At 58.2% G+C, this 24,131-nt stretch carries 23 protein-coding genes, 1 other RNA gene and 1 riboswitch; of the genes, 8 read left to right on the top strand and 16 right to left on the bottom strand.

The window, feature by feature from the left end; genetic code table 11:
• Positions 1-24: 24 nt before the first annotated feature.
• Both mnmC2 and ACR0NE_RS00335 read left to right on the top strand, forming a co-directional pair.
• Entirely contained in the window at positions 25-690 is a 666-nt protein-coding gene (gene mnmC2, locus ACR0NE_RS00340) for a tRNA (5-methylaminomethyl-2-thiouridine)(34)-methyltransferase MnmC2 (protein WP_170596823.1), read from the top strand.
• A complete protein-coding gene (locus tag ACR0NE_RS00335) occupies positions 687-1,565 on the top strand; it encodes a DMT family transporter (RefSeq protein ID WP_170596824.1) in 879 nt (292 codons plus the stop codon). The genes mnmC2 and ACR0NE_RS00335 overlap by 4 nt, the downstream gene beginning before the upstream one ends.
• Here ACR0NE_RS00335 and ACR0NE_RS00330 read toward each other — a convergent pair.
• Positions 1,530-3,503: a transglycosylase SLT domain-containing protein gene (locus ACR0NE_RS00330; RefSeq protein ID WP_170596825.1), complete on the bottom strand. Its 1,974-nt coding sequence runs from the start codon at positions 3,501-3,503 to the stop codon at positions 1,530-1,532. The genes ACR0NE_RS00335 and ACR0NE_RS00330 overlap by 36 nt on opposite strands.
• A 123-nt stretch (positions 3,504-3,626) precedes the next feature.
• Between ACR0NE_RS00330 and dapA the strand changes: the two genes are divergently transcribed.
• Positions 3,627-4,499 (top strand): 4-hydroxy-tetrahydrodipicolinate synthase, encoded by an 873-nt coding sequence (gene dapA, locus ACR0NE_RS00325; RefSeq protein WP_170406596.1) that lies wholly within the window; start codon positions 3,627-3,629, stop codon positions 4,497-4,499.
• A 131-nt stretch (positions 4,500-4,630) separates the two neighbouring features.
• Here the strand turns inward: dapA and ACR0NE_RS00320 are convergent, their stop codons facing one another.
• The 5 genes from ACR0NE_RS00320 to pdxR all read right to left on the bottom strand — a co-directional run bounded on the left by ACR0NE_RS00320 (position 4,631) and on the right by pdxR (position 12,706).
• Entirely contained in the window at positions 4,631-5,518 is an 888-nt protein-coding gene (locus ACR0NE_RS00320; RefSeq protein WP_170596826.1) for a DmsC/YnfH family molybdoenzyme membrane anchor subunit, read from the bottom strand.
• Positions 5,518-6,267 carry a 4Fe-4S dicluster domain-containing protein gene (locus ACR0NE_RS00315; RefSeq protein ID WP_170596827.1) on the bottom strand — a complete coding sequence of 250 codons (750 nt, stop codon included), beginning with the start codon at positions 6,265-6,267 and terminating at the stop codon, positions 5,518-5,520. Before ACR0NE_RS00315 ends, ACR0NE_RS00320 begins: the two co-directional genes overlap by 1 nt.
• 91 nt (positions 6,268-6,358) lie before the next feature.
• Positions 6,359-9,175, bottom strand: coding sequence for a molybdopterin oxidoreductase family protein (locus ACR0NE_RS00310; RefSeq protein ID WP_170596828.1), 2,817 nt, complete (start codon positions 9,173-9,175; stop codon positions 6,359-6,361).
• 170 nt (positions 9,176-9,345) lie between these two features.
• Positions 9,346-11,121, bottom strand: a complete 1,776-nt coding sequence (gene xsc / locus ACR0NE_RS00305) for a sulfoacetaldehyde acetyltransferase (protein WP_170425785.1) — start codon at positions 11,119-11,121, stop codon at positions 9,346-9,348.
• A gap of 124 nt (positions 11,122-11,245) precedes the next feature.
• Positions 11,246-12,706, bottom strand: coding sequence for a MocR-like pyridoxine biosynthesis transcription factor PdxR (pdxR, locus tag ACR0NE_RS00300; protein WP_170596829.1), 1,461 nt, complete (start codon positions 12,704-12,706; stop codon positions 11,246-11,248).
• 146 nt (positions 12,707-12,852) lie between these two features.
• On the opposite strand from pdxR, the gene ACR0NE_RS00295 reads away from it, so the two are divergent.
• Positions 12,853-13,161 carry an ArsR/SmtB family transcription factor gene (locus tag ACR0NE_RS00295; protein WP_170398716.1) on the top strand — a complete coding sequence of 103 codons (309 nt, stop codon included), beginning with the start codon at positions 12,853-12,855 and terminating at the stop codon, positions 13,159-13,161.
• On the top strand, positions 13,154-14,185 hold the full coding sequence (locus ACR0NE_RS00290; protein ID WP_170596830.1) for a permease: 1,032 nt from the start codon (positions 13,154-13,156) through the stop codon (positions 14,183-14,185). Before ACR0NE_RS00295 ends, ACR0NE_RS00290 begins: the two co-directional genes overlap by 8 nt.
• 42 nt (positions 14,186-14,227) lie before the next feature.
• Here the strand turns inward: ACR0NE_RS00290 and ACR0NE_RS00285 are convergent, their stop codons facing one another.
• Entirely contained in the window at positions 14,228-14,617 is a 390-nt protein-coding gene (locus tag ACR0NE_RS00285; protein WP_170398710.1) for a hypothetical protein, read from the bottom strand.
• Positions 14,618-14,671: 54 nt separating this feature from the next.
• Positions 14,672-15,433: a DUF1013 domain-containing protein gene (locus tag ACR0NE_RS00280; RefSeq protein ID WP_170398707.1), complete on the bottom strand. Its 762-nt coding sequence runs from the start codon at positions 15,431-15,433 to the stop codon at positions 14,672-14,674.
• A 130-nt stretch (positions 15,434-15,563) separates the two neighbouring features.
• Here ACR0NE_RS00280 and ACR0NE_RS00275 point away from each other — a divergent pair, with 130 nt between their 5' ends.
• Positions 15,564-16,193 carry a ribonuclease T2 gene (locus ACR0NE_RS00275; RefSeq protein WP_170596831.1) on the top strand — a complete coding sequence of 210 codons (630 nt, stop codon included), beginning with the start codon at positions 15,564-15,566 and terminating at the stop codon, positions 16,191-16,193.
• Here ACR0NE_RS00275 and ACR0NE_RS00270 read toward each other — a convergent pair.
• From ACR0NE_RS00270 to ACR0NE_RS00250, 5 genes are all read right to left on the bottom strand, one after another.
• A complete protein-coding gene (locus ACR0NE_RS00270; RefSeq protein WP_170406567.1) occupies positions 16,190-16,678 on the bottom strand; it encodes a hypothetical protein in 489 nt (162 codons plus the stop codon). The two genes, ACR0NE_RS00275 and ACR0NE_RS00270, sit on opposite strands and share 4 nt — an antisense overlap.
• 104 nt (positions 16,679-16,782) lie before the next feature.
• On the bottom strand, positions 16,783-17,364 hold the full coding sequence (locus ACR0NE_RS00265) for a histidine phosphatase family protein (RefSeq protein WP_170596832.1): 582 nt from the start codon (positions 17,362-17,364) through the stop codon (positions 16,783-16,785).
• A gap of 69 nt (positions 17,365-17,433) precedes the next feature.
• On the bottom strand, positions 17,434-18,027 hold the full coding sequence (gene recR, locus ACR0NE_RS00260) for a recombination mediator RecR (protein WP_170398696.1): 594 nt from the start codon (positions 18,025-18,027) through the stop codon (positions 17,434-17,436).
• A 64-nt stretch (positions 18,028-18,091) separates the two neighbouring features.
• Entirely contained in the window at positions 18,092-18,436 is a 345-nt protein-coding gene (locus ACR0NE_RS00255; RefSeq protein ID WP_170398693.1) for a YbaB/EbfC family nucleoid-associated protein, read from the bottom strand.
• 231 nt (positions 18,437-18,667) lie between these two features.
• Positions 18,668-20,428 carry a DNA polymerase III subunit gamma/tau gene (locus ACR0NE_RS00250; protein ID WP_170596833.1) on the bottom strand — a complete coding sequence of 587 codons (1,761 nt, stop codon included), beginning with the start codon at positions 20,426-20,428 and terminating at the stop codon, positions 18,668-18,670.
• 172 nt (positions 20,429-20,600) lie between these two features.
• Between ACR0NE_RS00250 and ACR0NE_RS00245 the strand changes: the two genes are divergently transcribed.
• Complete coding sequence (locus tag ACR0NE_RS00245; RefSeq protein WP_170398687.1) at positions 20,601-21,101, top strand: phosphatase domain-containing protein; 501 nt, start codon at positions 20,601-20,603, stop codon at positions 21,099-21,101.
• A 4-nt stretch (positions 21,102-21,105) separates the two neighbouring features.
• Here the strand turns inward: ACR0NE_RS00245 and ACR0NE_RS00240 are convergent, their stop codons facing one another.
• The gene (locus tag ACR0NE_RS00240) at positions 21,106-21,513 is read right to left on the bottom strand and encodes a hypothetical protein (protein ID WP_170596834.1); all 408 of its coding nucleotides are present in this window, start codon (positions 21,511-21,513) and stop codon (positions 21,106-21,108) included.
• 91 nt (positions 21,514-21,604) lie between these two features.
• Positions 21,605-21,824: riboswitch (cobalamin riboswitch) on the bottom strand.
• 122 nt (positions 21,825-21,946) lie between these two features.
• Here ACR0NE_RS00240 and ACR0NE_RS00235 point away from each other — a divergent pair.
• Positions 21,947-22,804 (top strand): alpha/beta fold hydrolase, encoded by an 858-nt coding sequence (locus ACR0NE_RS00235; protein WP_170596835.1) that lies wholly within the window; start codon positions 21,947-21,949, stop codon positions 22,802-22,804.
• A 36-nt stretch (positions 22,805-22,840) separates the two neighbouring features.
• Here the strand turns inward: ACR0NE_RS00235 and rsgA are convergent, their stop codons facing one another.
• Together rsgA and ffs are read right to left on the bottom strand one after the other, a co-directional pair.
• Complete coding sequence (gene rsgA / locus ACR0NE_RS00230; RefSeq protein ID WP_170596836.1) at positions 22,841-23,869, bottom strand: ribosome small subunit-dependent GTPase A; 1,029 nt, start codon at positions 23,867-23,869, stop codon at positions 22,841-22,843.
• 159 nt (positions 23,870-24,028) lie between these two features.
• Positions 24,029-24,127, bottom strand: an RNA gene (gene ffs / locus ACR0NE_RS00225) — signal recognition particle sRNA small type.
• Positions 24,128-24,131: the final 4 nt, after the last annotated feature.

Below are 24,131 nucleotides of genomic sequence, written 5' to 3'. Positions count from 1 at the left end.
GCCGCTTAGCTACAGGATTCCCCGATGGCAGACCAGCGTGCCGAACTTACTTGGACGGAAGACCAGATCCCGGTCTCGGATCGGTTCGATGACCCCTATTACTCGTTGCAGAACGGGTTAGAGGAAACGCGTCATGTGTTTCTGGCAGGCAACGATCTGCCAACGCGCTTTGTACCGGGGTTTCACATCGCTGAACTAGGCTTTGGCACCGGCCTGAATCTGTTGACCGCGTGGTCGGCGTGGGAAGCAGCAGGGCAGACTACACCTTTACGGTTCACCAGCTTCGAGGCCTTTCCGATGGCGCCTGACGATATGGCGCGTGCTTTAGCCGCCTTCCCCGAGATGACACCGTGGGCCGATCGCTTTCTGAAAACATGGAATGGGCAGAAATGCGTGCTGGACACGTTGCATCTTGAGGTCATGGTCGGAGACGCGCGCCAGACCTTGCCCACATGGGCAGGTGAGGCAGATGCGTGGTTTCTGGATGGCTTCTCACCCGCAAAAAACCCCGAGCTGTGGGAGGCTGAACTGATGCAGCAGGTGGCGGAGCACACGATTCAAGGCGGTACAGCGGCAACCTATACTGCCGCGGGTTTCGTGCGTCGGGGCCTATCCGACGCAGGTTTTGATGTTACCCGCAGCCCCGGCTTTGGCCGTAAACGGCACATGACCCGGGCGGTGAAGCAATGAGCCAGAAGAACAACGTCAACGCCGGTATAGCGCTTATGGTCAGCGCGACGATCGTGTTTGCTTTGCAGGATGGGATTTCGCGCCATCTGGCCGGTACCTACAATACGTATATGGTGGTGATGATCCGGTACTGGTTCTTTGCCGCATTCGTGATTGCTCTGGCTGCGAGATCTAGCGGAGGTTTGCGGGCGGCGGCGCAAACCAGCCAGTTGGGACTCCAGATATTCCGGGGTGTGTTACTGGCCGCAGAAATTTGTGTCGCCGTTTTCAGCTTTACCATTCTGGGCTTGATTGAAAGCCAGGCCGTTTTCATCAGCTATCCGCTGCTGATCGCTGCCCTCAGCGGGCCGGTTCTGGGTGAGAAAGTCGGCTGGCGTCGCTGGGCCGCCATCGGGGTCGGCTGCATCGGGGTGTTGATCATCCTGCAGCCCGGTGCCGGTGTGTTCAACCCTTGGGCTGTGATCCCGCTGATCTCGGCGTTTATGTTCGCGATTTATGGCCTACTGACACGGTATGCGGCTCGGCGGGACAGTACTGCGACCAGTTTTTTCTGGACTGGGGTGGCTGGTGCAGTCGCAATGACTGCTGTTGGTGTCTGGTTTTGGGAACCCATGGCCAGCAGCGATTGGTTTTGGATGGGGTTGCTTTGCATCGCAGGCGCTCTGGGACACTGGCTATTGATTAAGTGCTACGAAATGGCAGAGGCCAGCGCCGTGCAACCCTTTGCCTATTTCCATCTGATGTGGAGCGCAATTCTGGGCATCACGATCTTCCACGAGACGCTGCGCCCCGAGGTTGTTCTGGGCGCAGCTTTGGTGATCGCGGCGGGCCTGTTCACCTTATGGCGCGAACGACGAAAGGGTCGAACCGGTTAGTTCCTTTGAGAATGGCACTGGTAAAGCTGGCTGCCCAAGCCGAGCGCGATAGACCGGCAGGCTTTCGGCGACACGCATGACATAGTTGCGCGTCTCCTTGAAAGGAATGGTCTCGATCCAGTCGATCACGTCCACCTGGCCCCGGCGCGGGTCGCCATAGCGTTCCATCCACGAAATCGGCCGTCTTGGCCCCGCGTTATATCCAGCGGCCATCATCACGACATTGCCGTTGAAGTCCTCTGCAAGCGTTGCAAGATAATTCGCCCCCAGCTTTGCGTTATATTGCCAGTCCGAGGTTAGGCGCGCGGTTTTATGGCCACCCAGAATACCCAAATCCTGAGCCACAAGTTTGGCGGTAGCGGGCATGACCTGCATCAAACCGCGCGCGCCTGCGCCACTGATGACTACCGGATCGAACTCACTTTCGCGTCGGGCAATTGCCAGCGTCATTTCCTTCGCCATGGGAAGTCCCATATCTGCGACCGGGTGCACTGGGTAATAAGCGGCAGGCAAAACAACACCGGTTGTTGCCGCGCGCTTGGCGATCATGACGGCCAGATGCGGTTCGTTCAGTTCGATCACCAGGTCACCCAGCTGAGCGGCCTGGGTTTGATCGAGACCTTCCACCAAATGGGTAAGAAACCGTTCTGAAAGGTTTCCCTCTCCTGCGCGCTGCAACAGCAATCCAGCCTCCAACACGCTTGAGTCAGCGAATGCGGCTTGTTTCCAATGCGGCGCGCGGCGTGGGTTGGCCAATTCGCTGTCAAACGGACGGCCGATTTGTTCCGCGGCCAGCAACCCGTAGAACGAGGTCTGATAGTTCGCGCCTTCGGCATAAGCCTCGTGCGCCTTGTCAGCATCCCCCTGCGCCGCATAGGCGCGGCCCAGCCAATATCCACCTCGACCCTTCGAAATCGGCGATTGCACCGCCTCCGAGAAATTCTGGAAATGCCGCACCGCCGTGGCCGGATCATTCAGCTTGCGCAGCGCCAGAAATCCCGAGAGCCACTCTAAATCAGCGTAGCCATAGCCCATTTCGGGGGTCATGTGGTGATTGGCGGCAATCGCATAGGCGCGTTCGGCATCTCCCGTGCGCATCTCAAGACGTGCCAGTCTGCGTCGCCCTTCCGCCCATTTGTCGGGTTCACCCAGCGATTTTGGTCCGGTCGAGCGTGCCAACATCAGATCAATGGCGCTGTCGTCCAGTTCTTTGCGATCCCGCCACACGAAACGATCAAATGCCAGGCCAGGGTCTTTGGCCAGTGATTCCGGCACTGCGGCGACTTTGCCGTCCACTCCGTTTTCGCGCTTTTGCAGGGCAATGCGCGCCTCGGCCAGTTTGCGCTGATCAGAGTTGATCAGGGGCAGCATCCGCCCGGCGCTGACCAGATGCCCATCCCACAACATCCGATCCAACCTGGCCTCGTGATGTGGTCTCAGAAGTTTCCCGAAGTTCTCAAGATAATCCTTTTGCAGGCCCGACCCCATCGGCATGGTCCGCCAAGCGGTTACGACGTCGGCTTCTGCTTCACCATTGCGGCCTTGGCTTTTCAAAGCCACGGCATAATTCAAAGCACCTTCTGCTGTTTGCGGAGGCATCCCTTCGTAGAATTTCAGAACTCGATTCGGATCGGCCCCGGTGAATGATGGCTCGCTTTTACGGCGCAGCCAGGCCAAACCGGGCCAATCCGGGCGCCGCTCAAGAAACACCAGCACATCGCCCGAGCTGCCAAAACCTTCGCGTAGCCAATGCCAGACAATAATGTCACGCGCCACCGATCCACGCTGGCCTGCAACGCGCAGCGCGGTATTCCAATCGCCCTTGCGCATCTCATAGAGCCCCGCGCGCAAATCCTGCGTCGCGTCCGCACGAGTGGCATGCGGCTGTAGCATCAGCGCCAGAATCATCGCTATTCCAAGCGACAGAATACGTCTCATCCCTTGCATTCCCCAACAAACCAAGGATACAGCCATGCAGGATAAACCTTGCGCCGCCGGGATCAACTCACAAACCCTTAATCGTGACAGACCGGTGCGCAAAAAACACCTAAGGAGCGTTCCATGTTTAAAGGCTCAATGCCAGCCCTGGTCACCCCGTTCAGCAACGGCGCGTTGGACCTGGAAACGCTCAAACACCTGGTGGAATGGCAAATACAGCAAGGTTCGACCGGTCTGGTTCCGGTTGGTACGACCGGCGAAAGCCCGACCCTCAGCCATGAAGAACATGAAACGGTTATCGCCGAAGTGGTGAAGGCTGCAGCAGGTCGCGTGCCTGTCATCGCAGGCGCGGGCTCCAACAATACTGTCGAGGCAATTCGGTTTGTTCAGTTTGCGCAAAAAATCGGTGCGGATGCGGCGCTGGTCGTAACCCCCTATTACAACAAGCCGACCCAGAAGGGGCTGCTGGCGCATTTCCAAACTCTGCATGACAGTGCCGATATCCCGATCATCATCTACAATATCCCGGGTCGTTCGGTCATCGACATGACTCCTGCAACGATGGGTGAGTTGGCGAAACTGCCGCGCATCATCGGAGTCAAGGACGCGACCGGAGATCTGGCGCGCGTCAGCCAGCAGCGTGCAAGCTGTGGTGCGGATTTCTGCCAGCTATCCGGGGAAGACGCGACTGCACTGGGCTTCAATGCTCATGGCGGAGTGGGCTGCATCTCGGTCACCGCAAACGTGGCTCCGAAGCTCTGTGCTGAATTCCAGCAGGCAACGCTGAATGGCGACTACGAAATGGCGCTGGAGTATCAGGACCGCCTGATGCCCCTGCACGAAGCGATCTTCATCGAGCCCGGTCTGGTTGGCGCAAAATACGCGCTCAGTAAACTTGGCCTGTGTAGCACCGAAGTGCGCTCGCCTCTGACCGAGCTGGAAGACAGCACCAAAGCCGCTATCGAAGCAGCAATGGCGCATGCTGGATTAATCTGAAATCAATATACGGACTCGTAAGGGCGGCCTCGAAGATCGAGCGCCGCCCTTTCTAATTCGGGATCCAAACTTCATCTGGCTAGAAATACCTCGGTGAGGCGCGGCTTGCCGCGACAGGGGCAGAGCCCCCATCAACGCTTGCCGTAGTACAACCCAACCACATGCTCTGCTTGCGCGAAGAACAACCAGCGTGAAACAGCAACGCCGGTGACATGCGACAACACCGCCACAAGCGCAAAGACATGCTTGATCAGAACGCCGCCAAAAGGGATCAGAAGCAGCAGTAAAGGCAGCACAAAAGCCAGACCAAAAGATATCATCCGTAGTTTCTGCGCATGCTTCCGACCGACCACATGCACAAACTCACGCAGCAGATAGTTTGTACCTGTATGAGGTGGTTCGAATGCGCGGACAGCGCCTCGCTCACCAAGCCCTGTCGCGGTTGCCAGCGTGGTTCCCGATCGGGACAACGCATCGTCGCCCTTGGCCCAATAGGCAAGCTGTACAGCGCCGGCAATAGCCAGCAACCAAGGGGCAAGCGCTTCCGCTCCGGCCAACAAAGCACCGCCTGCAATGCTGAACGACAAGAACATGGCCGGTGTCAGGTTCATGTTCCAGCGAGGGATGGTCTTGAGCTGCGTGTAGATCATCGATGTGGTGAAGACCGTGGCCAGCGAGAATGCCGCCCCGATCCAGCCCAGCACACCCCAGCGTTGGCCTAGAAAGACCGCACCAATTGCATAGAGCCCCATGACGAGCAGCGCGATGACCGCGCACCAGCCTTCGCGGCTGAGCCAGCTTGAGCGCCATTGGGTGAAGGCTTTCCAAGCGCGCTCTGGGTGGCCGAGGTGGAATGTCGACGCGAGCAAACCGCCGACGGACAAGCCATAGGCAATTGCGAAAAACACAAACGCGACCCAGCCCGAGACGTCAGGTATGCCGAGCCCCAGGAAGAACAAGAGTCCAAATCCGAGGCCGGACAGGGTGGTAAAGATGATAACGGAAGGTGCCGGGTGCATCAGAGCTTCTCCAGGGTCTTGTCGAGCCAGCCGAGGAAACCCTTGGGCTCTTCGGCGACCGGGGCCAGCAGAGGGGCCAGGATGTCAATCTGCTCCTCAATTTTGTCCTTGGGTCGGGGCGGCAGGTACTTGTTGACGGGCTTGGTGCCCATTTCAGGCATCAGATCCATGCCGTCACGTTCGGCGACCAACCTGCTGACATCACTGCCAGGGTCGCCGAGATCGCCAAAATGCCGGGCACCTGCCGGGCAGGTGCGCACACAAGAGGGCACACGATCCACCTCGGGTAGGTTCTCGTTGTAAATCCGATCGACGCAAAGCGTGCATTTCTTCATAACGCCTTCGGCCTGATCCAGCTCACGTGCGCCATAGGGGCAGGACCACGCGCACAGGCCGCAGCCGATGCAGTCACTTTCGTTGACCAGAACGATTCCGTCCTCGACCCGCTTGTAGCTGGCACCGGTGGGGCAGACGGTCACGCAGGGTGCGTCTTCACAATGCAGGCAGGATTTTGGGAAGTGGATCAATTGGGCATGCCCTTCGGCGGGTTGCACCTCGTAAGAGTGCACCCGGTTCAGGAAGGTGCCTGAAGGGTCAGCACCATAAGCATCCTGATCCGACAGTGGCGCGCCGTAGTTTTCGGTGTTCCAGCCTTTGCATGAAATGACGCAGGCATGGCAGCCAACGCAGGTGTCCAGATCAATGACCAGACCCATCTTGCGTTCGGTTGATTGGGGGAGCTGGGTCATGACTGCCTTGCCTCTGCGATTGTGGTCAGGGCGGGCTGGGGCTCTGCCCCAGACCCCGAGATATTTGTAGCCAGATGAAGAACGGATCGGGTCATTTGCCCACCTTCCAGGCCAAATCCTTTGGCCCCTGCCCGACCGGCGATTTGATTGGTGCGAATTCAGGCTGGCTTTCAGCATCGCTTGGAGCTGCGGCCTTTTCGATTTTCACCTTCAGATCGAACCAGGCGGCCTGACCGGTGATCGGATCAGAGTTTGCCCAGCGCAGGCCGTCACCTTTGGGGGGCAGCAGCTCATGGATCAGGTGGTTGAGCAGGAAACCCTTGGTGGCCTCGGGGGCGTCTTCCTGCAAAGCCCAGGCCCCTTTGCGCTTGCCGATGGCATTCCAAGTCCACACGGTATTGTCGTTCAGCGCGGCCATCTCCATGACGGGTACCGTGATCTCGCCATGTGGAGAGCTGACTTTGGCCCAATCGCCGTCTTGCAGCCCGTGTTCACGCATCAGCTTGGTCGGGACGTATAGCGGGTTGCGCCCATGCAGCTGACGCAACCAGGCGTTTTGTGTGCCCCAACTATGATACATCGCCATTGGCCGCTGGGTCAGAGCGTTGACGGTGAAGCCTTCATTGCCGGTCTGATCGGTTTCGTACCAAATGGGCAGGGGGTCCATTGTATCTTGGATCTGCGCGCGCAGGTGATCTGGGGGCTGGCGTTCCCCGTAGCCTTCGGCGGCCAGTTGGAATTTACGCATCGGCTCGGAATAGAGCTGGAATAGATAGGGCTGTGGGCTGTCATAGATACCCATGCCCACAGCCCAGTCTTGATAGGCAGTGTTCCAAGGTTTGTAGTAATCCGCACCTTCGGGAATATGCGCGACAAAGAAGCCACCATTCTCGATGTATTGGTTCAATTGGTCGGGGTTAACCTCGCCACGACCTTCCTTGTCGCCGTTTTCGCCCCGGAAACCGGCAAGCGGTCCAATGCCCGGCTTGCGTTCGTGGTTGACGATATAGTCGGCGTAATCCGTCCACTTGGCGCTGCCATCATCGTTGGTAAAGCCGGGCAGATCCATGCGGTTGGCCAGATCGATCAGAACCGACTGGAAGCCGCGTACGTCGCGGTCGGGTTCAATCACCGGCCAGCGGATCGCGTCTGCCGCTGCCTCGGCCTCGCAGATCGGGCGGTCCAGTAGCGAGATACAGTCGTGTCGTTCCAGATAGGTTGTATCGGGCAGGATAAGGTCGGCATAGGCCACCATTTCCGAGGAATAAGCATCGGAATAGATGATATGCGGGATCACGTAGTCGCCGTTCTCATCCTTGTCCGTCAGCATGTCCATGACACCCTTGGTGTTCATCGTCGAATTCCAGGACATGTTGGCCATGTACATGAACAACGTATCGATCTTGTAGGGATCGCCTGCATGGGCATTCGAGATCACCATGTGCATCAGCCCGTGGCTGGACATCGGGTTTTCCCATGTAAACGCTTTGTCAATCCGCGCCGGGCTGCCGTCTTCCTTCAGCGCCAGATGCTCGGGGCCGCGAACAAACCCCAGATGCGGCCCGTCCAGAGGTGTATTCGGCGTCACCTTACAATGCGGAGTCGGATGCGCCTCAACTGGCTTGGGGTAGGGCGGCTTGAAGCGGAAGCCGCCGGGGACTTCGACCGTTCCAAGCAGGATCTGCAACACATGCAGGGCGCGGCAGGTCTGGAAACCGTTCGCGTGGGCCGAAACGCCGCGCATCGAGTGCATCGCGACGGGGCGACCAATCATCTTCGAGTGTTTCTCGCCCCGGAAATCGATCCATTCATGGTCCAGTTCGAACGCTTCATCAAAGGCCACACGGGCGAGCTCGCCAGCAATCGCGCGAATGCGGGTCGCTGGTACGCCGCATTTTTCTGCGATTGCCTCGGGGGCGTATTCATCCGCCAGATACCGTTCTGCCATGTAGTGGAAGACGGGGCGGTGGGTGACACCGTCCTTTTCGTAGGTCGCTGATAGGTCAGGGCGGACGCCGGGGGTGTCGAAAGCAGTCAGCTTGCCGGTATTGCGGTCGATGACCAATGGCTTGCCGTCATCGTCTTTCAGGAACAGACCCTTTTCCGGACCGTCGGATGCGTTGATCAGGACCGGCGCGTTGGTGTAGCGACTTAGGTAATCCAGATCGATTTTGCCTGCCTTCATCAGCACATGGATCATCGACAAGATGAACAGGCCATCGGTACCGGGGGTGATGCCGACCCAATCATCTGCCACGGCGTTATAGCCCGAGCGGATCGGATTTACCCCAATCACCCGGGCACCGCGCGCCTTGATCTTGCCGATGCCCATTTTAATCGGGTTGCTGTCGTGGTCTTCTGCCACGCCGAACAGCATGAACAGCTTGGTGTGATCCCAGTCGGGCTGACCGAATTCCCAGAATGCACCGCCCATCGTGTAGATGCCACCGGCTGCCATGTTGACCGAACAGAACCCGCCATGGGCCGCATAGTTACAGGTGCCGAAATTCTGTGCCCAGAAACTGGTGAAGCTCTGGCTCTGATCACGGCCGGTGAAAAAGGCCAGTTTCTCAGGGTTGTCTTCGCGGATCGGTTTTAGCCAACCGACAGCGATCTCGAGCGCCTCGTCCCAACTGATCTCTTCGAACTCGCCAGACCCACGCGGGCCGACGCGTTTGAGCGGTGCGCGTAGGCGCGACGGGGCGTTCACCTGCATGATTCCTGCGCTGCCTTTGGCGCAGAGAACGCCCTTGTTTACCGGATGATCCCGATTGCCTTCGATATAGGCGACCTTCCCATCCTTCATGTGCACGTTGATACCGCAGCGGCAGGCACACATGTAGCATGTAGTCCGGCGGATCTCGTCTGACACGGGTGGGGATAGGTTGAGGTTCGGTTGTTGATTCACGCTGTCTCTCCCTGTGGCGGATCGCCTTGGTACCTGTACGTGTTGAACACACTGGAGCGTAAGCACACCGGGCTCAACCATATAGAGGAAGAGAGTGCAGGCACCCCCTTCCTCTGCTTTTCTTTAAGCAGACCGGTTGAACCCGGTCCGACTTATGTTTTTGACAGCAATCAAACCTGCTGCAGACGCATGTCGCTTGCGTCGATACCTGCAACCTCAACCGGCTTCTTCATCGCGTCGCGACGGAAGGGTTCACCCAGTTCCTGGTTGATCATTGCTTCGATCAGGGTGGTGATGCCGTTCTTCTGATCCTCGATCGCCTGGCTCAGCGCCGCAGTCAGCTCATCCTGAGTGCGTGCGATGACGCCTTTCAAGCCACAGGCGTTGGCGATGCCGGCATAGGACACTTTGGTGTCCAACTCGGTGCCGACGAAGTTGTCATCGAACCACAGGGTCGAGTTGCGCTTTTCCGCACCCCACTGGTAGTTGCGGAACACAACCTGAGTGATGGCGGGCCATTCTTCGCGACCGATGGCGGTCAGTTCGGTGACTGCAATGCCGAAGGCACCGTCGCCAGAGAAGCCGACAACCGGTACATCCGGGCAGCCGATCTTCGCGCCAATGACCGAAGGCAGACCATAGCCACAGGGGCCGAACAGGCCGGGGGCCAGATACTTGCGGCCTTCTTCAAACGAAGGATAGGCGTTGCCGATGGCGCAGTTGTTGCCGATGTCGGACGAGATGATCGCCTCTTTCGGCAGCGCGGACTGGATCGCGCGCCATGCTTTGCGCGGGCTCAGCCAGTCCGGCTTGGCAGCGCGAGCGCGCTCGTTCCAGGTGGTGCCCGGATCGTCCTGCTCGTGGTCCATCGAGGTCAGCTCTTGCGCCCAACGCGATTTGGTTTCGGCGATTTTCGCCTTGCGCGCGTCGCGGCCTTCGTCACCGGCTGTGTCGGACAGTTGGTTCAGGATGCTCGTGGCAACGCTCGCCGCATCGCCCACGATACCAACCGAAACCTTCTTGGTCAGGCCGATGCGGTCGGGGTTGATGTCGACCTGAATGATCTTTGCATCTGCAGGCCAGTACTCCATGCCGTAGCCTGGAAGGGTCGAGAACGGGTTCAGGCGGGTGCCGAGGCACAGAACAACGTCTGCTTCCTTGATCAGCTGCATACCGGCTTTTGAGCCGTTGTAGCCCAGCGGGCCAGCGAACAGTGGGTGCGAACCGGGGAAAGCGTCATTGTGCTGGTAGCCAACGCAGACCGGAGCGTCCAGACGCTCGGCCAGTGCTTTCGACGCTTCGATGCCGCCTTTCGACAGAACGGTGCCTGCACCGTTCAGAATAACGGGGTTCTTTGCGTTCGACAGCAGAGCGGCAGCTTCGGATACGGCCGATGCACCACCCGAAGGCAGTTCAAACTCAACAACAGCAGGCAGCTCGATGTCGATCACCTGAGTGAAGAAGTCGCGCGGAACGTTGATCTGCGCAGGTGCCGACGCGCGCTTGGCGTTCATGATCACCCGGCTCAGAACCTCTGCCATGCGGCTGGGGTCACGCACCTCTTCCTGATAGCAAACGCAGTCTGCGAACATGCGCATCTGCTCCATTTCCTGGAAACCACCTTGACCCATGGTCTTGTTTGCGGCCTGCGGAGTGACCAGCAGCAGCGGAGTGTGGTTCCAATAGGCAGTTTTGACTGCGGTCACAAAATTGGTGATGCCGGGGCCGTTCTGGGCGATCATCATCGACATCTTGCCGGTTGCGCGGGTGTAGCCGTCAGCCATCATGCCGCCGGACCCTTCGTGGGCACAATCCCAGAAAGTGATGCCTGCTTTGCCAAAAATGTCGGAGATCGGCATCATGGCCGAGCCGATGATACCGAACGCATGTTCGATGCCATGCATCTGCAGGGTTTTTACAAAGGCTTCTTCAGTGGTCATCTTCATCTGCGTAATCTCCGATCATAGAAGGATGGAACGGGGGTTTTGCACCCAGTTTTCTGATCGGTTTTGGCGTACGGGTGTCTGTGGCGTTAGGGCCAGAACCGGTAGCGGTTTAAGTCCAGAGTGCTTAAGAACGCCGGATCGCTTCAGCAATCTGTTGGATTCCCGGTTCGATACGATCCGACGAGATTGAAGAGTAGCCCAGCCGATAAAAGTTCTTTGGCCTGTTCTGGCTTGAAAAAAATGCCTCACCCGGTTCGATATGGACGCTTTGGCGCTGCAGGTCTCGGGCCAGTTTGCTGGTGTCTACATGCAGCGGCGCTTGCATCCAGATCGATGATCCGCCCAACATCCCGCGCCCAGCAACAGTCAGACCATATTGTCCAATTGCCTCCTCAATCGCTTCGCGACGGCGTTGCAGCGTTTTAGACATGCGCCGGATCTGAGCATCATAGTGGCCGAGCGATAGGAAGTAGGCTGCAGTTCGCTGCATGTGGCCAGGAGGGTGACGCAAGACCAGAGATCGCAGGGCGCGCGCTTCACGGATAAAGGGTTCGGACCCGACCATGTAGCCCAATCGAAGCCCCGGAAACAGCGACTTGGAAAAGCTGCCCACGTAGATCACCCGCCCATCGCGATCCATTGACCTGAGCGCCGGTGACGGGGCCCCGAGAAATGACATTTCAAATTCATAGTCATCCTCGACGATAATGGCATCCAATTCGCGGGCACGACGCAGCAGTGCATGTCGGCGGTCCACCGGCATGGTCGCGGTTGTCGGGCTCTGGTGGCTGGGGGTGGTGAATATGACGTCGGTATCGTCAGGGATTGTTTCCGGCGGCAACCCGTCCCGGTCGACCTTCAGATAAGACAGCTTGCATTCCGAGTGAATCAGAAGATCGCGCAGGGCGTAATAGCAGGGGTCCTCGATCGCTGCCCTACGGTTCCGGTTCAGCAATATGCGAGACGCCAGCCAAAGGGCGTTCTGAGCGCCCAGGGTGATCAAGATTTCTTCGGGCCGGGCTACAATTCCACGGCGGGGAAGAGTATGCCGGGCGATGAATTCAAGCAGCAGCGGGTCGTCCTGATCGACATAGTCCCCGGTCAGAGAATCAAAGTCCTTATGTCCCAACGCCCGAACCGCGCAGAGACGCCAGTTTGCATGATCGAACAGCTTTCTGTCGACTTGGCCATAAATGAAGGGATAGCGGTAGTCACGCCAGTTGCTGGGTTTTGTCAGCACATCACCGCCCGAGAAACGGCGAGCAAACGCCTGATCCCAGTCAACCACTTCGGTGTCGCGCCGCACTGGCGTGTAGGTCGGCGGCACTGGCGCATTTTCTGAAACATAGTATCCCGACCGGCCTTTGGCGGTCAGGTAATCATTGGCCAGCAGTTCAGTATAGGCAAGCGTGACCGTAATCCGGCTGACACCCAAATGGGCAGCAAGTTTACGGGACGAGGGCAGCTTTTCCCCGACGTGGAAGCGTCCTGACAGAATGCCTTCGGCAATCAGCTGTTGCAGCTGCGCCTGTAAGGTGCCTTGCCCATTGCGTTCCAAAAAGAATGTGTCGACCGAAATACCCATTGCATCGTTATACGTTGGACCTAAGGCGGTGGCAATCTGGACTTATGGCCCTGCGAACCATGTGGAGAGTTTTACGCACACGTGTGGTTGACGCAGGATACGAATTAAACTAAATAACCATAAATCTAGTTTAATGGAGATAAAGGATGTGGGAAGAAGCTGCCGCAGGTTTCTCTGCCATGGGCTCGGAGGCCCGATTGAAGGTTCTTAAGACCTTGGTTCGTGCTGGGGAAGCAGGCCTGACCGTTGGAGAAATTCAAACGAGGACAGGAATCGCGCCCTCGACTCTGGCGCATCATCTGCGGTTTCTGGCTGCTGGCGGAGTAGTTGAGCAAGAGAAGATCGGGCGTAGCACGATCAACCGCGCGTGCTTTGACGAATTGAGAAACCTGGCGCAGTTCATCCTTAGTGAATGCTGCGCAGACGAAATCGGAAAGGCCGCAAACGATGGCTGAACTAACCCAAAACCCCAAGCCACTATCCAGAAACCTGATCGACCTGATCAAAACGCCCTGGGCTCTGATCGTGGTCATACTGGCACTGGTGGCCATTCTTGATCCGGGCAACTGGACCGAGGTTGTGAGTTTTGCAGCCAAAGCGCTTGTGCATACGGGCCAGTACATCCTGTTTGCTGTTCTGCTGCTATCATACCTGAAGGCAACCGGGGCCGAAGTCATGGTCGCCCGTGCATTTGAGGGTCGCGAGACACGGATGATCTTTCTGGCTGCGTTGTTTGGCGGGCTGGCCCCATTTTGTTCCTGCGAAGTGATCCCGTTCATCGCGGGATTGCTGGCTCTGGGTGCGCCATTGTCGGCCGTGATGGCATTCTGGCTCAGTTCACCGTTGATCGACCCCCCGACGTTGCTGATTACTGCGGGTGCGCTGGGTTGGCCGTTTGCAATTGGTAAAGCGGTTGCCGCTGTCGCGTTGGGTTTGTTTGGCGGGTTTGCCGTGCGCACCCTGATGCGGGGAGGTGCCTTTGCGCAGCCGTTGCGTGAATACAAACCCGCTGGTTGCTGCGGTTGCGGACCAAAGCAAGATGACAAACCCGTCTGGAAGTTCTGGCAAGACCCTGACCGTCGGACGCGCTTTCGGGTTGAGTTCGTTCACAATGGCCTGTTCCTGCTCAAATGGCTGGCATTTGCCTACGTGCTCGAAGCATTGCTGGTCAGCTATGTTCCGGCAGACCTGATCGCCCGCGTTGTTGGTGGTGAGGGTGTTGTGCCAATTGTCATCGCTGCCTTGGTCGGAATGCCTGCCTATCTGAACTCTTACGTCGCACCACCGCTTCTTGCGGGTCTGATGGAGCAGGGTATGAGTGCGGGTGCTGCGATGTCATTCATGGTGGCCGGTGCCGTCAGTTCGATACCTGCGATGGCGGCCGTGTGGTCACTGGTGAAACCGCGCGTCTTTGCCACCTATCTGGGATTGGGCATCAGCGGCGCTATCGTAGCAGGCATCCTGTTTCAGATGATCTGAACAAAAAACCGCCCGGTTGAGCCATCGGGCGGTTTTGCTTTTCTAGCTCGCTTCGCAATATCGTGGCAGTTTGAACCGATACCTTGGCTCTCCACTTTCAACGAAAACCCGTTTCTCGATACAGGCTTGGGTTCCAACTGTCTGAGCAATCGGCCCTTCGGTCGAGGTGATTGATGCTGCTGAGCCATCCGGCAAGCGCACCGAAGCAATGACCCCGTTCTTGAGATCGCCATTGATCGGTGTCGCCGACAAAACCGCGACGGTGAGAAACGCCTCGTGCTCGTGCTTGCCGTCGTCATTCAGCAACAGCAAGCCAGCGACTATCGCGATCATCACTACGGCACCTGTGATGGCCAACCACCAGGATTTCAGGAACACATAGATTGAAACGGCACGATGCGCGTCGAAGAATAAGGATAGAACCTTTAGCATCAAATCACCCAAAAAATCGGGTCCCGGCTATTCGAGGCCGGGACCATGCGCATCTCAGGGGCGCAGATCGTCTTCGTCTTCTTCATCACCACCACCCTTGGGCAGGTTGAAGAAGCTATCCGCATCGACGATGGGCTCTTCGTCTTCCTTCTCGTTGGTGTCCTCGGACAACGAGAATGTCTCGAGACCTTCGATCGCGGTTGGGATCTTGGGCGCTGAGTCCATCTCAAGAGACTGTTCGGTCGACACCAGTTTGCGACGCTCATCATCGCTCATCACGCCGCCTTCGGCTGCTTTCTTGGCCGCGGCCTTTTGCACGATGGCATCCAGTTCGGATTGTTTGCACAGTCCCAGGGCAACCGGATCGATCGGCTGCATGTTCGAGATGTTCCAGTGCGTCCGCTCGCGGATCGACTGGATGGTCGGCTTGGTGGTGCCGACCAGCTTGGCAATCTGGCCGTCGCTGAGTTCCGGGTGGAACTTGACCAGCCACAGGATCGAGTTCGGACGGTCCTGACGCTTGGACAGCGGGGTGTAGCGCGGACCACGGCGTTTCTCTTCGCCTGATGCCGCCGGATTGAATTTCAGCTTCAGCTTGTGCAGCGGGTTGTTTTGCGCGGTGTCAATTTCTTCCTGAGTCAGCTGGTTGTTGGCAATCGGGTCAAACCCTTTGACACCTGCAGCCACATCACCATCCGCAATACCCTGCACTTCCAGCTCGTGCATGCCTACGAAATCCGCGATCTGCTTGAAGCTGATCGTGGTGTTGTCCACCAGCCATACGGCGGTTGCCTTGGCCATAAGCGGTTTTGCCATCAGCCCGTCTCCTATAAATACATCTGTCCCGTCGCCGGAATTCGGCGGCCCCGAAGCTATGGGGCAGGTTTCCGTTGTCGGGGAACTTGGGGCCTATATAGTCGCGACAGCTAAAGAAGGGAAGAGGCGAATGCGCTGGGCGATTTTGTGGGTGCTGAGTGCCATGGCTGCGATGGCCGAGGGCGAAAATGCGGGCGATTTTGACTACTACGTCCTGTCGCTCAGCTGGTCGCCCAATTGGTGCGCCCGCGAAGGCGATGCGCGCGGCTCGGATCAGTGCGACACGCGACACGATCATGGGTGGATATTGCATGGGCTCTGGCCGCAATTCCATCAGGGCTGGCCTTCGTATTGTCGCACGTCCGAAGCGCCACCCACACGCCGCATGACGCGGGAAATGGAGGATATTCAAGGCTCATCCGGGTTGGCCTGGCATCAATGGAAAAAGCACGGCACCTGTTCGGGCCTCAGTGCACCCGACTATTTCGCCCTGTCGCGGCAGGCTTATGCAGGCGTTGCGCGCCCCGAGGTGTTCCGCAAGCTGGACGCGACGGTCAAACTGCCCGCTTCGGTGGTGGAAGAGGCCTTTCTCAAAGCCAATCCCACGCTCGAGCCTGACATGATCACCATCACCTGTAAGCAAGGCTATATCGAAGAAGTCCGCCTGTGCTTGTCCCGCGATCTTGACCCGGTGCCCTGTGGCCGCGACGTGATCCGTGATTGCACCGCTAAAGACGCGGTGTTTGATCCGATTCGTTAGAGCTTTTTGTTCTGGCAGTCGCGCGCATAATCCAGCGCTTTGGCGGTGCCTTTCAGATCAATCGCCATGACGGTCTGACCTTCTGGATTGTAGACGGTCATGGTCTTGTTCTGCGCAATCGAGGTGACGAAACTCCGGTCCGTAAAGAACACCGTCGCGCCGGGCACGCGATCCTGCTTGAACCCGATGGCGGTGGCATCAAAACTCTTGCCGTCCAGCTCGAACCGGATCGGATATTGTTCCCCCGGTTTAATGTCGCCCCAAGCCTTGTTGTAGACGGTGAAATACCCGCGATTATCCAGCGCGTCATAACCTAGCCGCACCACCGAGAGGTCCTGATACACGGTTTGTATCAGGCACCCATTGCCAAGATTGGGGTCCATCATGATGTTCCAGCCTTCGACAAAACCTTTGTCGATAAGTTCCTGCGACAGGGCGGCAGTGGCGGCGAAGGCGGCTAAGGTGAGTGCGAGAAGGCGGGTCATTATGTGCTCCAAGTCTTTCGCTCAGTGGAATTTAACTTAGTTCATTTTTCAAGCTAATTTGAGATTTGAATCTAAAGGACACCAAAAACACTTATCCGCCAAGATCATTGCAAACTACCCGTCTTGGTCAAGATAGTCTCGGTGCCGTTTGATAGGCGGAAAACACATCCTTGGGTCCTGGGAAGTATTAACAGATCGTTGATGCCAAGGCCCAGCCAAATCCCGCGCAATATCAGTGACGTAACCCCGTGCGTCACCACGATTGCGGATTCGTCTTGCTCGTCTAAGAACGATTGTACCCTCTCATAGATCTCGTCAAAGCTTTCGCCATCCGGGCTGCGAAAATACCAATGATAGGATTCGTATGGGCAATCGATTTGAGTCCGAATGAACTCCCGCGTCGCGCCTTCCCATTGGCCAAATGCAATTTCCGTTAGCCGGTCATCGTTTGCGAAATCAAACTGGGGTGCAATCGCCAGCCTTGCGGTGTGTTGCGCCCGCTCCTGCGGGCTGACGAACACGCGTTTAGGGTGGTTGGGGATACGGCGAAGTATCTCCCGCTGCTGCCGCGCCTGATAGATACCGGTTTCCGTTAATGGAGAGTTCTTGCGGCCTTGAAACTTGCCCAAGGTATTCCACTCGGTTTCGCCATGTCTTAGGACAAACAGATCGGGGTACTTGGTCAATGCGGTTTCCTGAATTACTCACAAGCTAATTTCTAGTCTAGATTGACACTGCATGCCGAAAACACTTTGTCAGATTTCCTTCCTCGCCCGCAAAGCCGCCGTAATCGTCCCGTCATCCAGATAGTCCAACTCTCCCCCAATCGGTACACCTTGTGCCAGGGATGTCAGACGAACCTGCCCCTCCAACTGATCAGCGATGTAGTGGGCAGTGGTCTGGCCATCGACGGTGGCGTTCAGGGCGAGGATGATCTCGGTGATACTCTCGGCCACAACCCGGTCCTTCAACCGGGGGATACGCAATTCATCCGGGCCGACCCCGTCCAAAGCCGACAACGTGCCGCCCAAAACGTGATAGCGGCCCTTGAAGACCCCGGCGCGCTCCATCGCCCAAAGGTCGGCGACGTCTTCGACTACGCACAGTTCTCCGGTTGCGCGGGCCTCATCATTGCAGATGTCGCAGATATCGGTGGTGCCCACATTGCCGCAGTTCAGACATTCACGGGCGGTGACGGCCACCTGCTGCATCGCGTCTGAAAGCGGCGTCAGCAGCAGGGCGCGTTTGCGGATCAGGTGCAGGACTGCGCGGCGGGCCGAGCGAGGGCCGAGGCCGGGCAGCTTGGCCATAAGGTCAATCAGATTGTCGATGTCGCTATTCGAACTCACCGTGAGACCCTCGCAATTGGGCCAGGGAAACACGCCCCGGCCATAGATCCGTCAGGAGGGTGTATCAGAACGGCAGCTTGATGTCTGCGGGCAGGCCCATGCTTTCGGTCAGCTTGGCCATTTCTGCCTGCGAACGTTCCTGCGCCTTGGTTTGGGCGTCCTTGATCGCGGCGAGGATGAGGTCTTCGACTACTTCCTTATCGTCACCGTTAAAGATCGACGGGTCGATATCCAGACCTTTCAACTCGCCCTTGGCGGTCGCGGTGGCCTTGACCAGCCCGGCACCGGATTCGCCGACAACCATGATGGTGTTCAGCTCTTCCTGCATGTCAGTCATCTTGGTCTGCAGATCCTGCGCGGATTTCATCATCTTGGCCATGTCACCCAGGCCGCCTAAACCTTTTAGCATCGGTAATCTCCTGTCACTCGATTTGTGGCCTAGATACGAAGCGTAACCGCGCGGCACAAGAGGTCAGGATACTCCCGCCCGTCGTCAAGGTCTTTGGCAAGACCTTTCCTCCCGTTAGGCCCGGCAGTGCGTAAGGCGCGCTGCAGGGCCCATAGCCGCTCAGGTCGGCGCCAGCCGATGGCCCGTGGCGGGTGCGGGAGCATTTGGTTGAGGTGCGCTTATGCTCGAAGCTTAGTCTTCTTCGAACGGGTCCCATTCGTCTTCGACCTCGGGCAGGGCTTCGGTTTCGACTTGAGCGGCGCGTTGTTCTGCGGTTTCGATGCTCTTGATCCGCGCTTTCGGGAAATGAGTCAGCACTGCTTGCACCAGAGGATGCTGTTCAGCCTCGGCCTTCAGTGCCAAGTCTGCAGCGTCCCGTACCTCGGCAATGGTCGGTGCGTTGCCCTCAGCGACAATAGAAACGGCCCACCGGTTGCCCGTCCAACGCTGCAGCGACGCGCCCAATCGTTGTGACAGGTCGGTCGGGGCGTTGTCGGTTGGGGCGAACTCGATCCTGCCTGGTTGGTAGGATACCAGACGCACGCCGTTTTCAACCTCGACCAACAACTTCACGTCCCGGTTGGCTCGGATCAGTTCGACCACATGTTCAAATGTTGGATAGCGTGCCAGAGCTGCCTGCACATCTTGGGCTAGCGCGGCTGTTGGCCCGCCTGCGTTGCCGCCGATTCCCGATGCGGCATAGGCCGGTCGGGCCACAGCCTGTGGCGCGGCAGGAGCATGTCCCGGCGCACCGATTCCCTTGCCGGGGCCACCATTGGGCGGCGGAGGCGTATCTTGCAGACGCTTGATCAGCTCCTCCGGGCTAGGCAAGTCGGCCACATGGGTCAGGCGGATCACGGCCATTTCCGCAGCCATCATTGCGTTGGGTGCGGCGGAAACTTCCTCGAGCGCTTTCAGCAGCATTTGCCACATGCGTGTAAGGACTCGCATGGGCAGAGCCTCGGCCATTTGTTGACCTCGGGCGCGTTCGTCGGGGGAAACGGTGGGATCTTCGGCGGCATCCGGGGTGATCTTGACCACCGATACCCAATGCGTGATTTCAGCCAGATCGCGTAAGACGGCGAGTGGATCAGCCCCTTCGGCATATTGCCCGCTCAGCTCGGTCAACGCGCCTGCAGCATCGCCGCGCAGGATCATATCCATCAGATCCAGCACCCGGCCCCGATCAGCCAGCCCGAGCATGGCGCGCACCTGATCCGCGCTGGTTTCACCGGCCCCGTGCGAGATCGCCTGATCCAGCAGTGAGGTCGCATCCCGCGCTGATCCCTCGGCGGCCCGGGTGATCAACGATAACGCATCCTCGGCAATCTGCGCCCCTTCGGCATCTGCAATCTTGCGCAGCAGACCGATCATATCCTCCGGCTCGATCCGGCGCAGATCAAAGCGCTGGCAACGGGACAGGACGGTCACCGGGACCTTGCGAATCTCGGTGGTGGCAAAGATGAACTTCACGTGTTCGGGGGGTTCTTCCAGCGTCTTGAGCAGCGCGTTGAAAGCGCTGGTCGACAGCATGTGAACCTCGTCGATGATATAGATCTTGTAGCGCGCGGACGCAGCGCGATAGCGTACGCTGTCGATGATCTCGCGGATGTCATTGACACCGGTGCGGCTGGCGGCGTCCATCTCCATCACATCGACATGGCGGCCCTCCATGATGGCTACGCAGTGTTCACATTGACCGCAGGGTTCGGTGGTAGGGCCGCCGCTGCCATCGGGACCGATGCAGTTCATACCCTTGGCTATGATCCGAGCGGTCGTCGTCTTGCCGGTACCGCGGATACCGGTCATGATGAAGGCCTGCGCGATCCGGTCCGCCTCGAAGGCGTTTTTCAGAGTGCGCACCATGGCGTCCTGACCGACCAGATCGGCAAAGGTTTCGGGGCGGTATTTACGGGCAAGAACCTGGTAGGCGGGGCTGGGCGTCTCGGTCATGTCTGCTCTGTCGGATTCGCGTTACGCCGCAGCGTAGAGGCCCTCGCCGCCCGCGTCCACAGCCAGCCGGGACGATTTTCATTTTGGAATGCGTGGGTATGCGGCTAAAATCCACTCTATTCTATTTACTGGACCAGTATGTTGTTGGGTGAAGTTTGTTTGGGGGGAGATTATGTCGCAACTGGTGGTTTATGCGTTGCAGGTTGGCGGAGGCACCTTGGCCTTGTCCTCGATGCCTGGGCGTGGAGGAACGTATACAGAAGACCTTGATCTTATCGCAGACTGGAAGCCGGGACTTGTGATCTCGATGACCACTGAGGTCGAGATGATTCAGGATGGTGCGCGGAATTTTGGCGCTGATATTCAGGGGCGTGCCAGCAGATGGGTGCATTTGCCGATCGAAGATTTTGGCACGCCACCCAAAGAGATTTTGGACCGCTGGCCCCGCGTTGGCGCGACTGCCCGTCAGGCGTTGTCAGGTGGTGGCCGTGTGCTAGTGCATTGCCGTGGTGGCTGTGGCCGATCCGGGATGGTGGTTCTGCGTCTGATGGTTGAATGCGGTGAACGGCCTGAGGCGGCATTGAAGCGATTGCGTACGGTGCGTCCTTGCGCAGTCGAGACAAATGCCCAGATGCTTTGGGCCGTTGAACCGGCCCGTGTTCAAGCCGTTTGACGGCTCAGACACCAACATGTGGCGAGATTTCGCCACCGTTGTGCTGCACCAGAAGCGAAGCCTCAAGCATGGCGCAAGGAGGATTCCTTAGCAGGTCTGCGGGTAGGCTGCGGTACTCGGTTCCGAACATCATGTCTGCGTAGTCATCCAGCCGGCCGGTATCGATTTCAGGATCGGTTCCGCAGAATACACGTATCTGGTCGCATTGGGCGCGAAAGCGGGCGGTGCATCCTTCCGGGCAGTGCGACAGATCTATGGTGCCTTCAATCTCAAACTCAGTTTTCGTGACCGGTTTTGTGGCGGACATGGCCTGCGTCAGAGCCCGCGCCATCTGTGCCAATGCGGGGCAGGGTGCGCCAGTACGTTGGCACACGGTCGCCGCGAATTCGTGTGTTTTGGTCTTCCAGATCATCAATGCGCCCTCCGCGCGCAAGGCGAGGGCGTGGCACAGGTTGGTCGTTGCGGAGCACGATCAAACCCGTCCCGGACACCCCGCCCGAGTTTCGGTTCTACATCTGATGGCAGGTCTCCTGACTTGCGGGTCATCGCTTTGCCGACCTTCCCAGCCTTCAAGGCCAGTGGTATCTCGGCATTGCTCTCCGCTTACAGTTGCGGGGGCAGTCTCGGACTAGGTTCTTTCCGGATTTATCCGGGCAGAACCGCACCGTGTTCCCTTTTCATCCCGGCCCGATTGGGCGCGAGAACCATCGCGACATGGCTAGCGGCTGCGCCGTGCCCGAGTCAAGAAGATTGCGTCAGGCAAGTGACGTACGGTCCAGCCACGTCAACCTTGACTTGAGGCGCTTCGGGTGAACTGATCAGTTCAGTCGGTATTGGAGGGCACCATGTTGGACACGCAGCTGGCGGTTGTGACCGAGGATTTTCAAATCCCGTCCGGCCCGGCAATGCTGTCGGCGCGTCTTTACCGTCCGGTAGCCGACCCCGAAAAGGTGGTCGTCATAAACGGTGCGACTGGGGTGCCAAGGGATTACTATCAGCACTTCGCCCGGTGGCTCGCCGAAGAACAGGGCATGGCCTGCCTGACTTACGATTACCGGGATTTTGGTCACTCTTTGGTGGGTTCGCAAAAGCGGTCAAATGTCACCATGGCCGATTGGGCGTTGATCGACATTCCAGCCGCCCGGGCCGAGATGCGCCGACGATTTCCGCAGGCCAAGCTATGGAGCATCGGTCATTCCTTGGGCGGAATGTTTGGCCCGATCCAACCCGATATCGATCAGATCGACAGGATGATCTGTGTCTGTTCGGGTCTGGTAACGCTGGCGGATCACCCTTGGCCTTATCGCGCTTTGGCGGCGTTGTTCTGGTATGGTCACGCGCCGCTGGTGGTCAAGGCGCTTGGCTACCTGCCCGGGCGGTTGGTCGGGTTTGGATCGGACCTGCCTGCCCAAGTCTATTGGCAATGGCGCAAATGGTGCACCGCCCCCAAAAGCTATGTGCCAGAGATCGGCACGACACTGCCCGCCGCCCGCTGGAAAGACTTGGGCAAACGTGTCGATCTGTTTACCTTCGCAGATGATGAAATGGTGCCGCCGGATGCTGTCTGGCGTCTTGCCGATCTCTATGGACCCAAAGCCGGGCGCCATCTGCTTGCACCAAGCGAATTAGGAGTGTCCAAGATCGGCCATATCGGTGCATTCGCAAGACGGAATGCGGCAGTCTGGCCTAGACTGATCGCCTGATAGCGCTGGGCACCGGTAGGTCGGTGCCCGGCTTCGTTATAGCCCTTTACGGGATTTTTTCTCGTGCATCACGCTGCGCACCATCTTGCCGAACGCCTTGTCGCGGGCGCGGGCCTGCGCCACCGAAGCGGAATTGTGTTGGTCTTCGCGCCGCAGCTTGCGCCAGCGGTCCAGCCGCGCGGGATCAAGCGTACCAGCGTCGATTGCCGCCTGCACCGCACATCCGGGCTCGGTCTCGTGCTGACAATCCGAGAAGCGGCAATTCAGGCTGAGGTCTGAGATGTCCGAGAACACCTCATCCAACCCCTCTTGCGCATCTAGCAGACGTAACGCGCGCAGGCCGGGCGTATCGATCAGCCAGCCGCCATTGTGCATGCGATGCAAGGCGCGTGAGGTTGTTGTGTGCCTGCCGCGCGCATCGTCTTCGCGAATACCTGCGGTGGCCTGATCCTGCCCCGTCATCCCGTTGGCGAGCGTCGTTTTCCCAACGCCGGATGATCCAAGCAAGGCGCTGGTTTGTCCTTTCGGACACCACGACAGAACTTGTTCGAGATCGCCGTGATCCAGCGCGTTGACCGCAAGTACCGTCAGAAACGGGGCGAGCGATTGGGCTTGATCTACATAAAGGCTCGGATCATCGCACATGTCCGATTTGGTCAGAACGACCACCGGATAGCAGCCTGCCTGATGTGCCAGCGCAAGATACCGCTCCAATCGTGGCATATTGAAATCGGCGTTGCAGGAACTAACGATGAACAGCACATCAACATTTGCAGCAATCAGCTGCGCCGCTGCCCCTGTACCTGCGGCCCGGCGCTGCAGCAGGCTGCGCCGGTCCAGCACTCGGCGTATGCGTTTGTTTTCATCCGCCAGAACCCAATCCCCAACGGCATATGCGCCGGTTGATTGATCCAGAGATAACAAAGGCGATTCACCTTCAGGGCTCAGCCCGATCAGTCGATCCCGGTGTACGGCCGAGATGCGATACGGTAGAAGTGACGGATCAGCCGCATGCTGAGCCGCGAAATGAGAGGACCATCCGAGGTCCGATAAGGAAAGTAACATTGGTCTGCCTGTGATCAGAAACAGCAATCCCGCCGGATGGCAATCGCGCATCCGCTGGTGATGTGTTCAGGCAGTCAGTTGATCGGAAAGGATCAGAACCGGTCTGCCCGAAGGGAATTTGCTACAATCATAAACGCCCTCCTGCGGCTGATGGGTTCTAAGTGAGAGGTTGGACATCGACCCAAGCGGGGCTCGTTGTGGCTGCTTCCTTCCGGACCTGACCAGGTTGGCGAGGCGCTCGCCCGCGCCAACCTCTCAAAGC

The organism is Ruegeria sp. C9 (assembly GCF_056537585.1).
The sequence above is the reverse complement of the archived record's forward strand: the minus strand, read 5'-3'. Positions and strand labels throughout refer to the sequence as shown.

Excerpts from the sequence above, each read along its gene's own strand:
- mnmC2 (WP_170596823.1), top strand. The coding sequence starts at position 25 with ATGGCAGACCAGCGTGCCGAACTTACTTGGACGGAAGACCAGATCCCG.
- ACR0NE_RS00335 (WP_170596824.1), top strand. The coding sequence starts at position 687 with ATGAGCCAGAAGAACAACGTCAACGCCGGTATAGCGCTTATGGTCAGC.
- ACR0NE_RS00330 (WP_170596825.1), bottom strand. The coding sequence starts at position 3,503 with ATGAGACGTATTCTGTCGCTTGGAATAGCGATGATTCTGGCGCTGATG.
- dapA (WP_170406596.1), top strand. The coding sequence starts at position 3,627 with ATGTTTAAAGGCTCAATGCCAGCCCTGGTCACCCCGTTCAGCAACGGC.
- ACR0NE_RS00320 (WP_170596826.1), bottom strand. The coding sequence starts at position 5,518 with ATGCACCCGGCACCTTCCGTTATCATCTTTACCACCCTGTCCGGCCTC.
- ACR0NE_RS00315 (WP_170596827.1), bottom strand. The coding sequence starts at position 6,267 with ATGACCCAGCTCCCCCAATCAACCGAACGCAAGATGGGTCTGGTCATT.
- xsc (WP_170425785.1), bottom strand. The coding sequence starts at position 11,121 with ATGAAGATGACCACTGAAGAAGCCTTTGTAAAAACCCTGCAGATGCAT.
- pdxR (WP_170596829.1), bottom strand. The coding sequence starts at position 12,706 with ATGGGTATTTCGGTCGACACATTCTTTTTGGAACGCAATGGGCAAGGC.
- ACR0NE_RS00295 (WP_170398716.1), top strand. The coding sequence starts at position 12,853 with ATGTGGGAAGAAGCTGCCGCAGGTTTCTCTGCCATGGGCTCGGAGGCC.
- ACR0NE_RS00290 (WP_170596830.1), top strand. The coding sequence starts at position 13,154 with ATGGCTGAACTAACCCAAAACCCCAAGCCACTATCCAGAAACCTGATC.
- ACR0NE_RS00285 (WP_170398710.1), bottom strand. The coding sequence starts at position 14,617 with ATGCTAAAGGTTCTATCCTTATTCTTCGACGCGCATCGTGCCGTTTCA.
- ACR0NE_RS00280 (WP_170398707.1), bottom strand. The coding sequence starts at position 15,433 with ATGGCAAAACCGCTTATGGCCAAGGCAACCGCCGTATGGCTGGTGGAC.
- ACR0NE_RS00275 (WP_170596831.1), top strand. The coding sequence starts at position 15,564 with ATGCGCTGGGCGATTTTGTGGGTGCTGAGTGCCATGGCTGCGATGGCC.
- ACR0NE_RS00270 (WP_170406567.1), bottom strand. The coding sequence starts at position 16,678 with ATGACCCGCCTTCTCGCACTCACCTTAGCCGCCTTCGCCGCCACTGCC.
- ACR0NE_RS00255 (WP_170398693.1), bottom strand. The coding sequence starts at position 18,436 with ATGCTAAAAGGTTTAGGCGGCCTGGGTGACATGGCCAAGATGATGAAA.
- ACR0NE_RS00250 (WP_170596833.1), bottom strand. The coding sequence starts at position 20,428 with ATGACCGAGACGCCCAGCCCCGCCTACCAGGTTCTTGCCCGTAAATAC.
- ACR0NE_RS00245 (WP_170398687.1), top strand. The coding sequence starts at position 20,601 with ATGTCGCAACTGGTGGTTTATGCGTTGCAGGTTGGCGGAGGCACCTTG.
- ACR0NE_RS00240 (WP_170596834.1), bottom strand. The coding sequence starts at position 21,513 with ATGATCTGGAAGACCAAAACACACGAATTCGCGGCGACCGTGTGCCAA.
- ACR0NE_RS00235 (WP_170596835.1), top strand. The coding sequence starts at position 21,947 with ATGTTGGACACGCAGCTGGCGGTTGTGACCGAGGATTTTCAAATCCCG.
- rsgA (WP_170596836.1), bottom strand. The coding sequence starts at position 23,869 with ATGTTACTTTCCTTATCGGACCTCGGATGGTCCTCTCATTTCGCGGCT.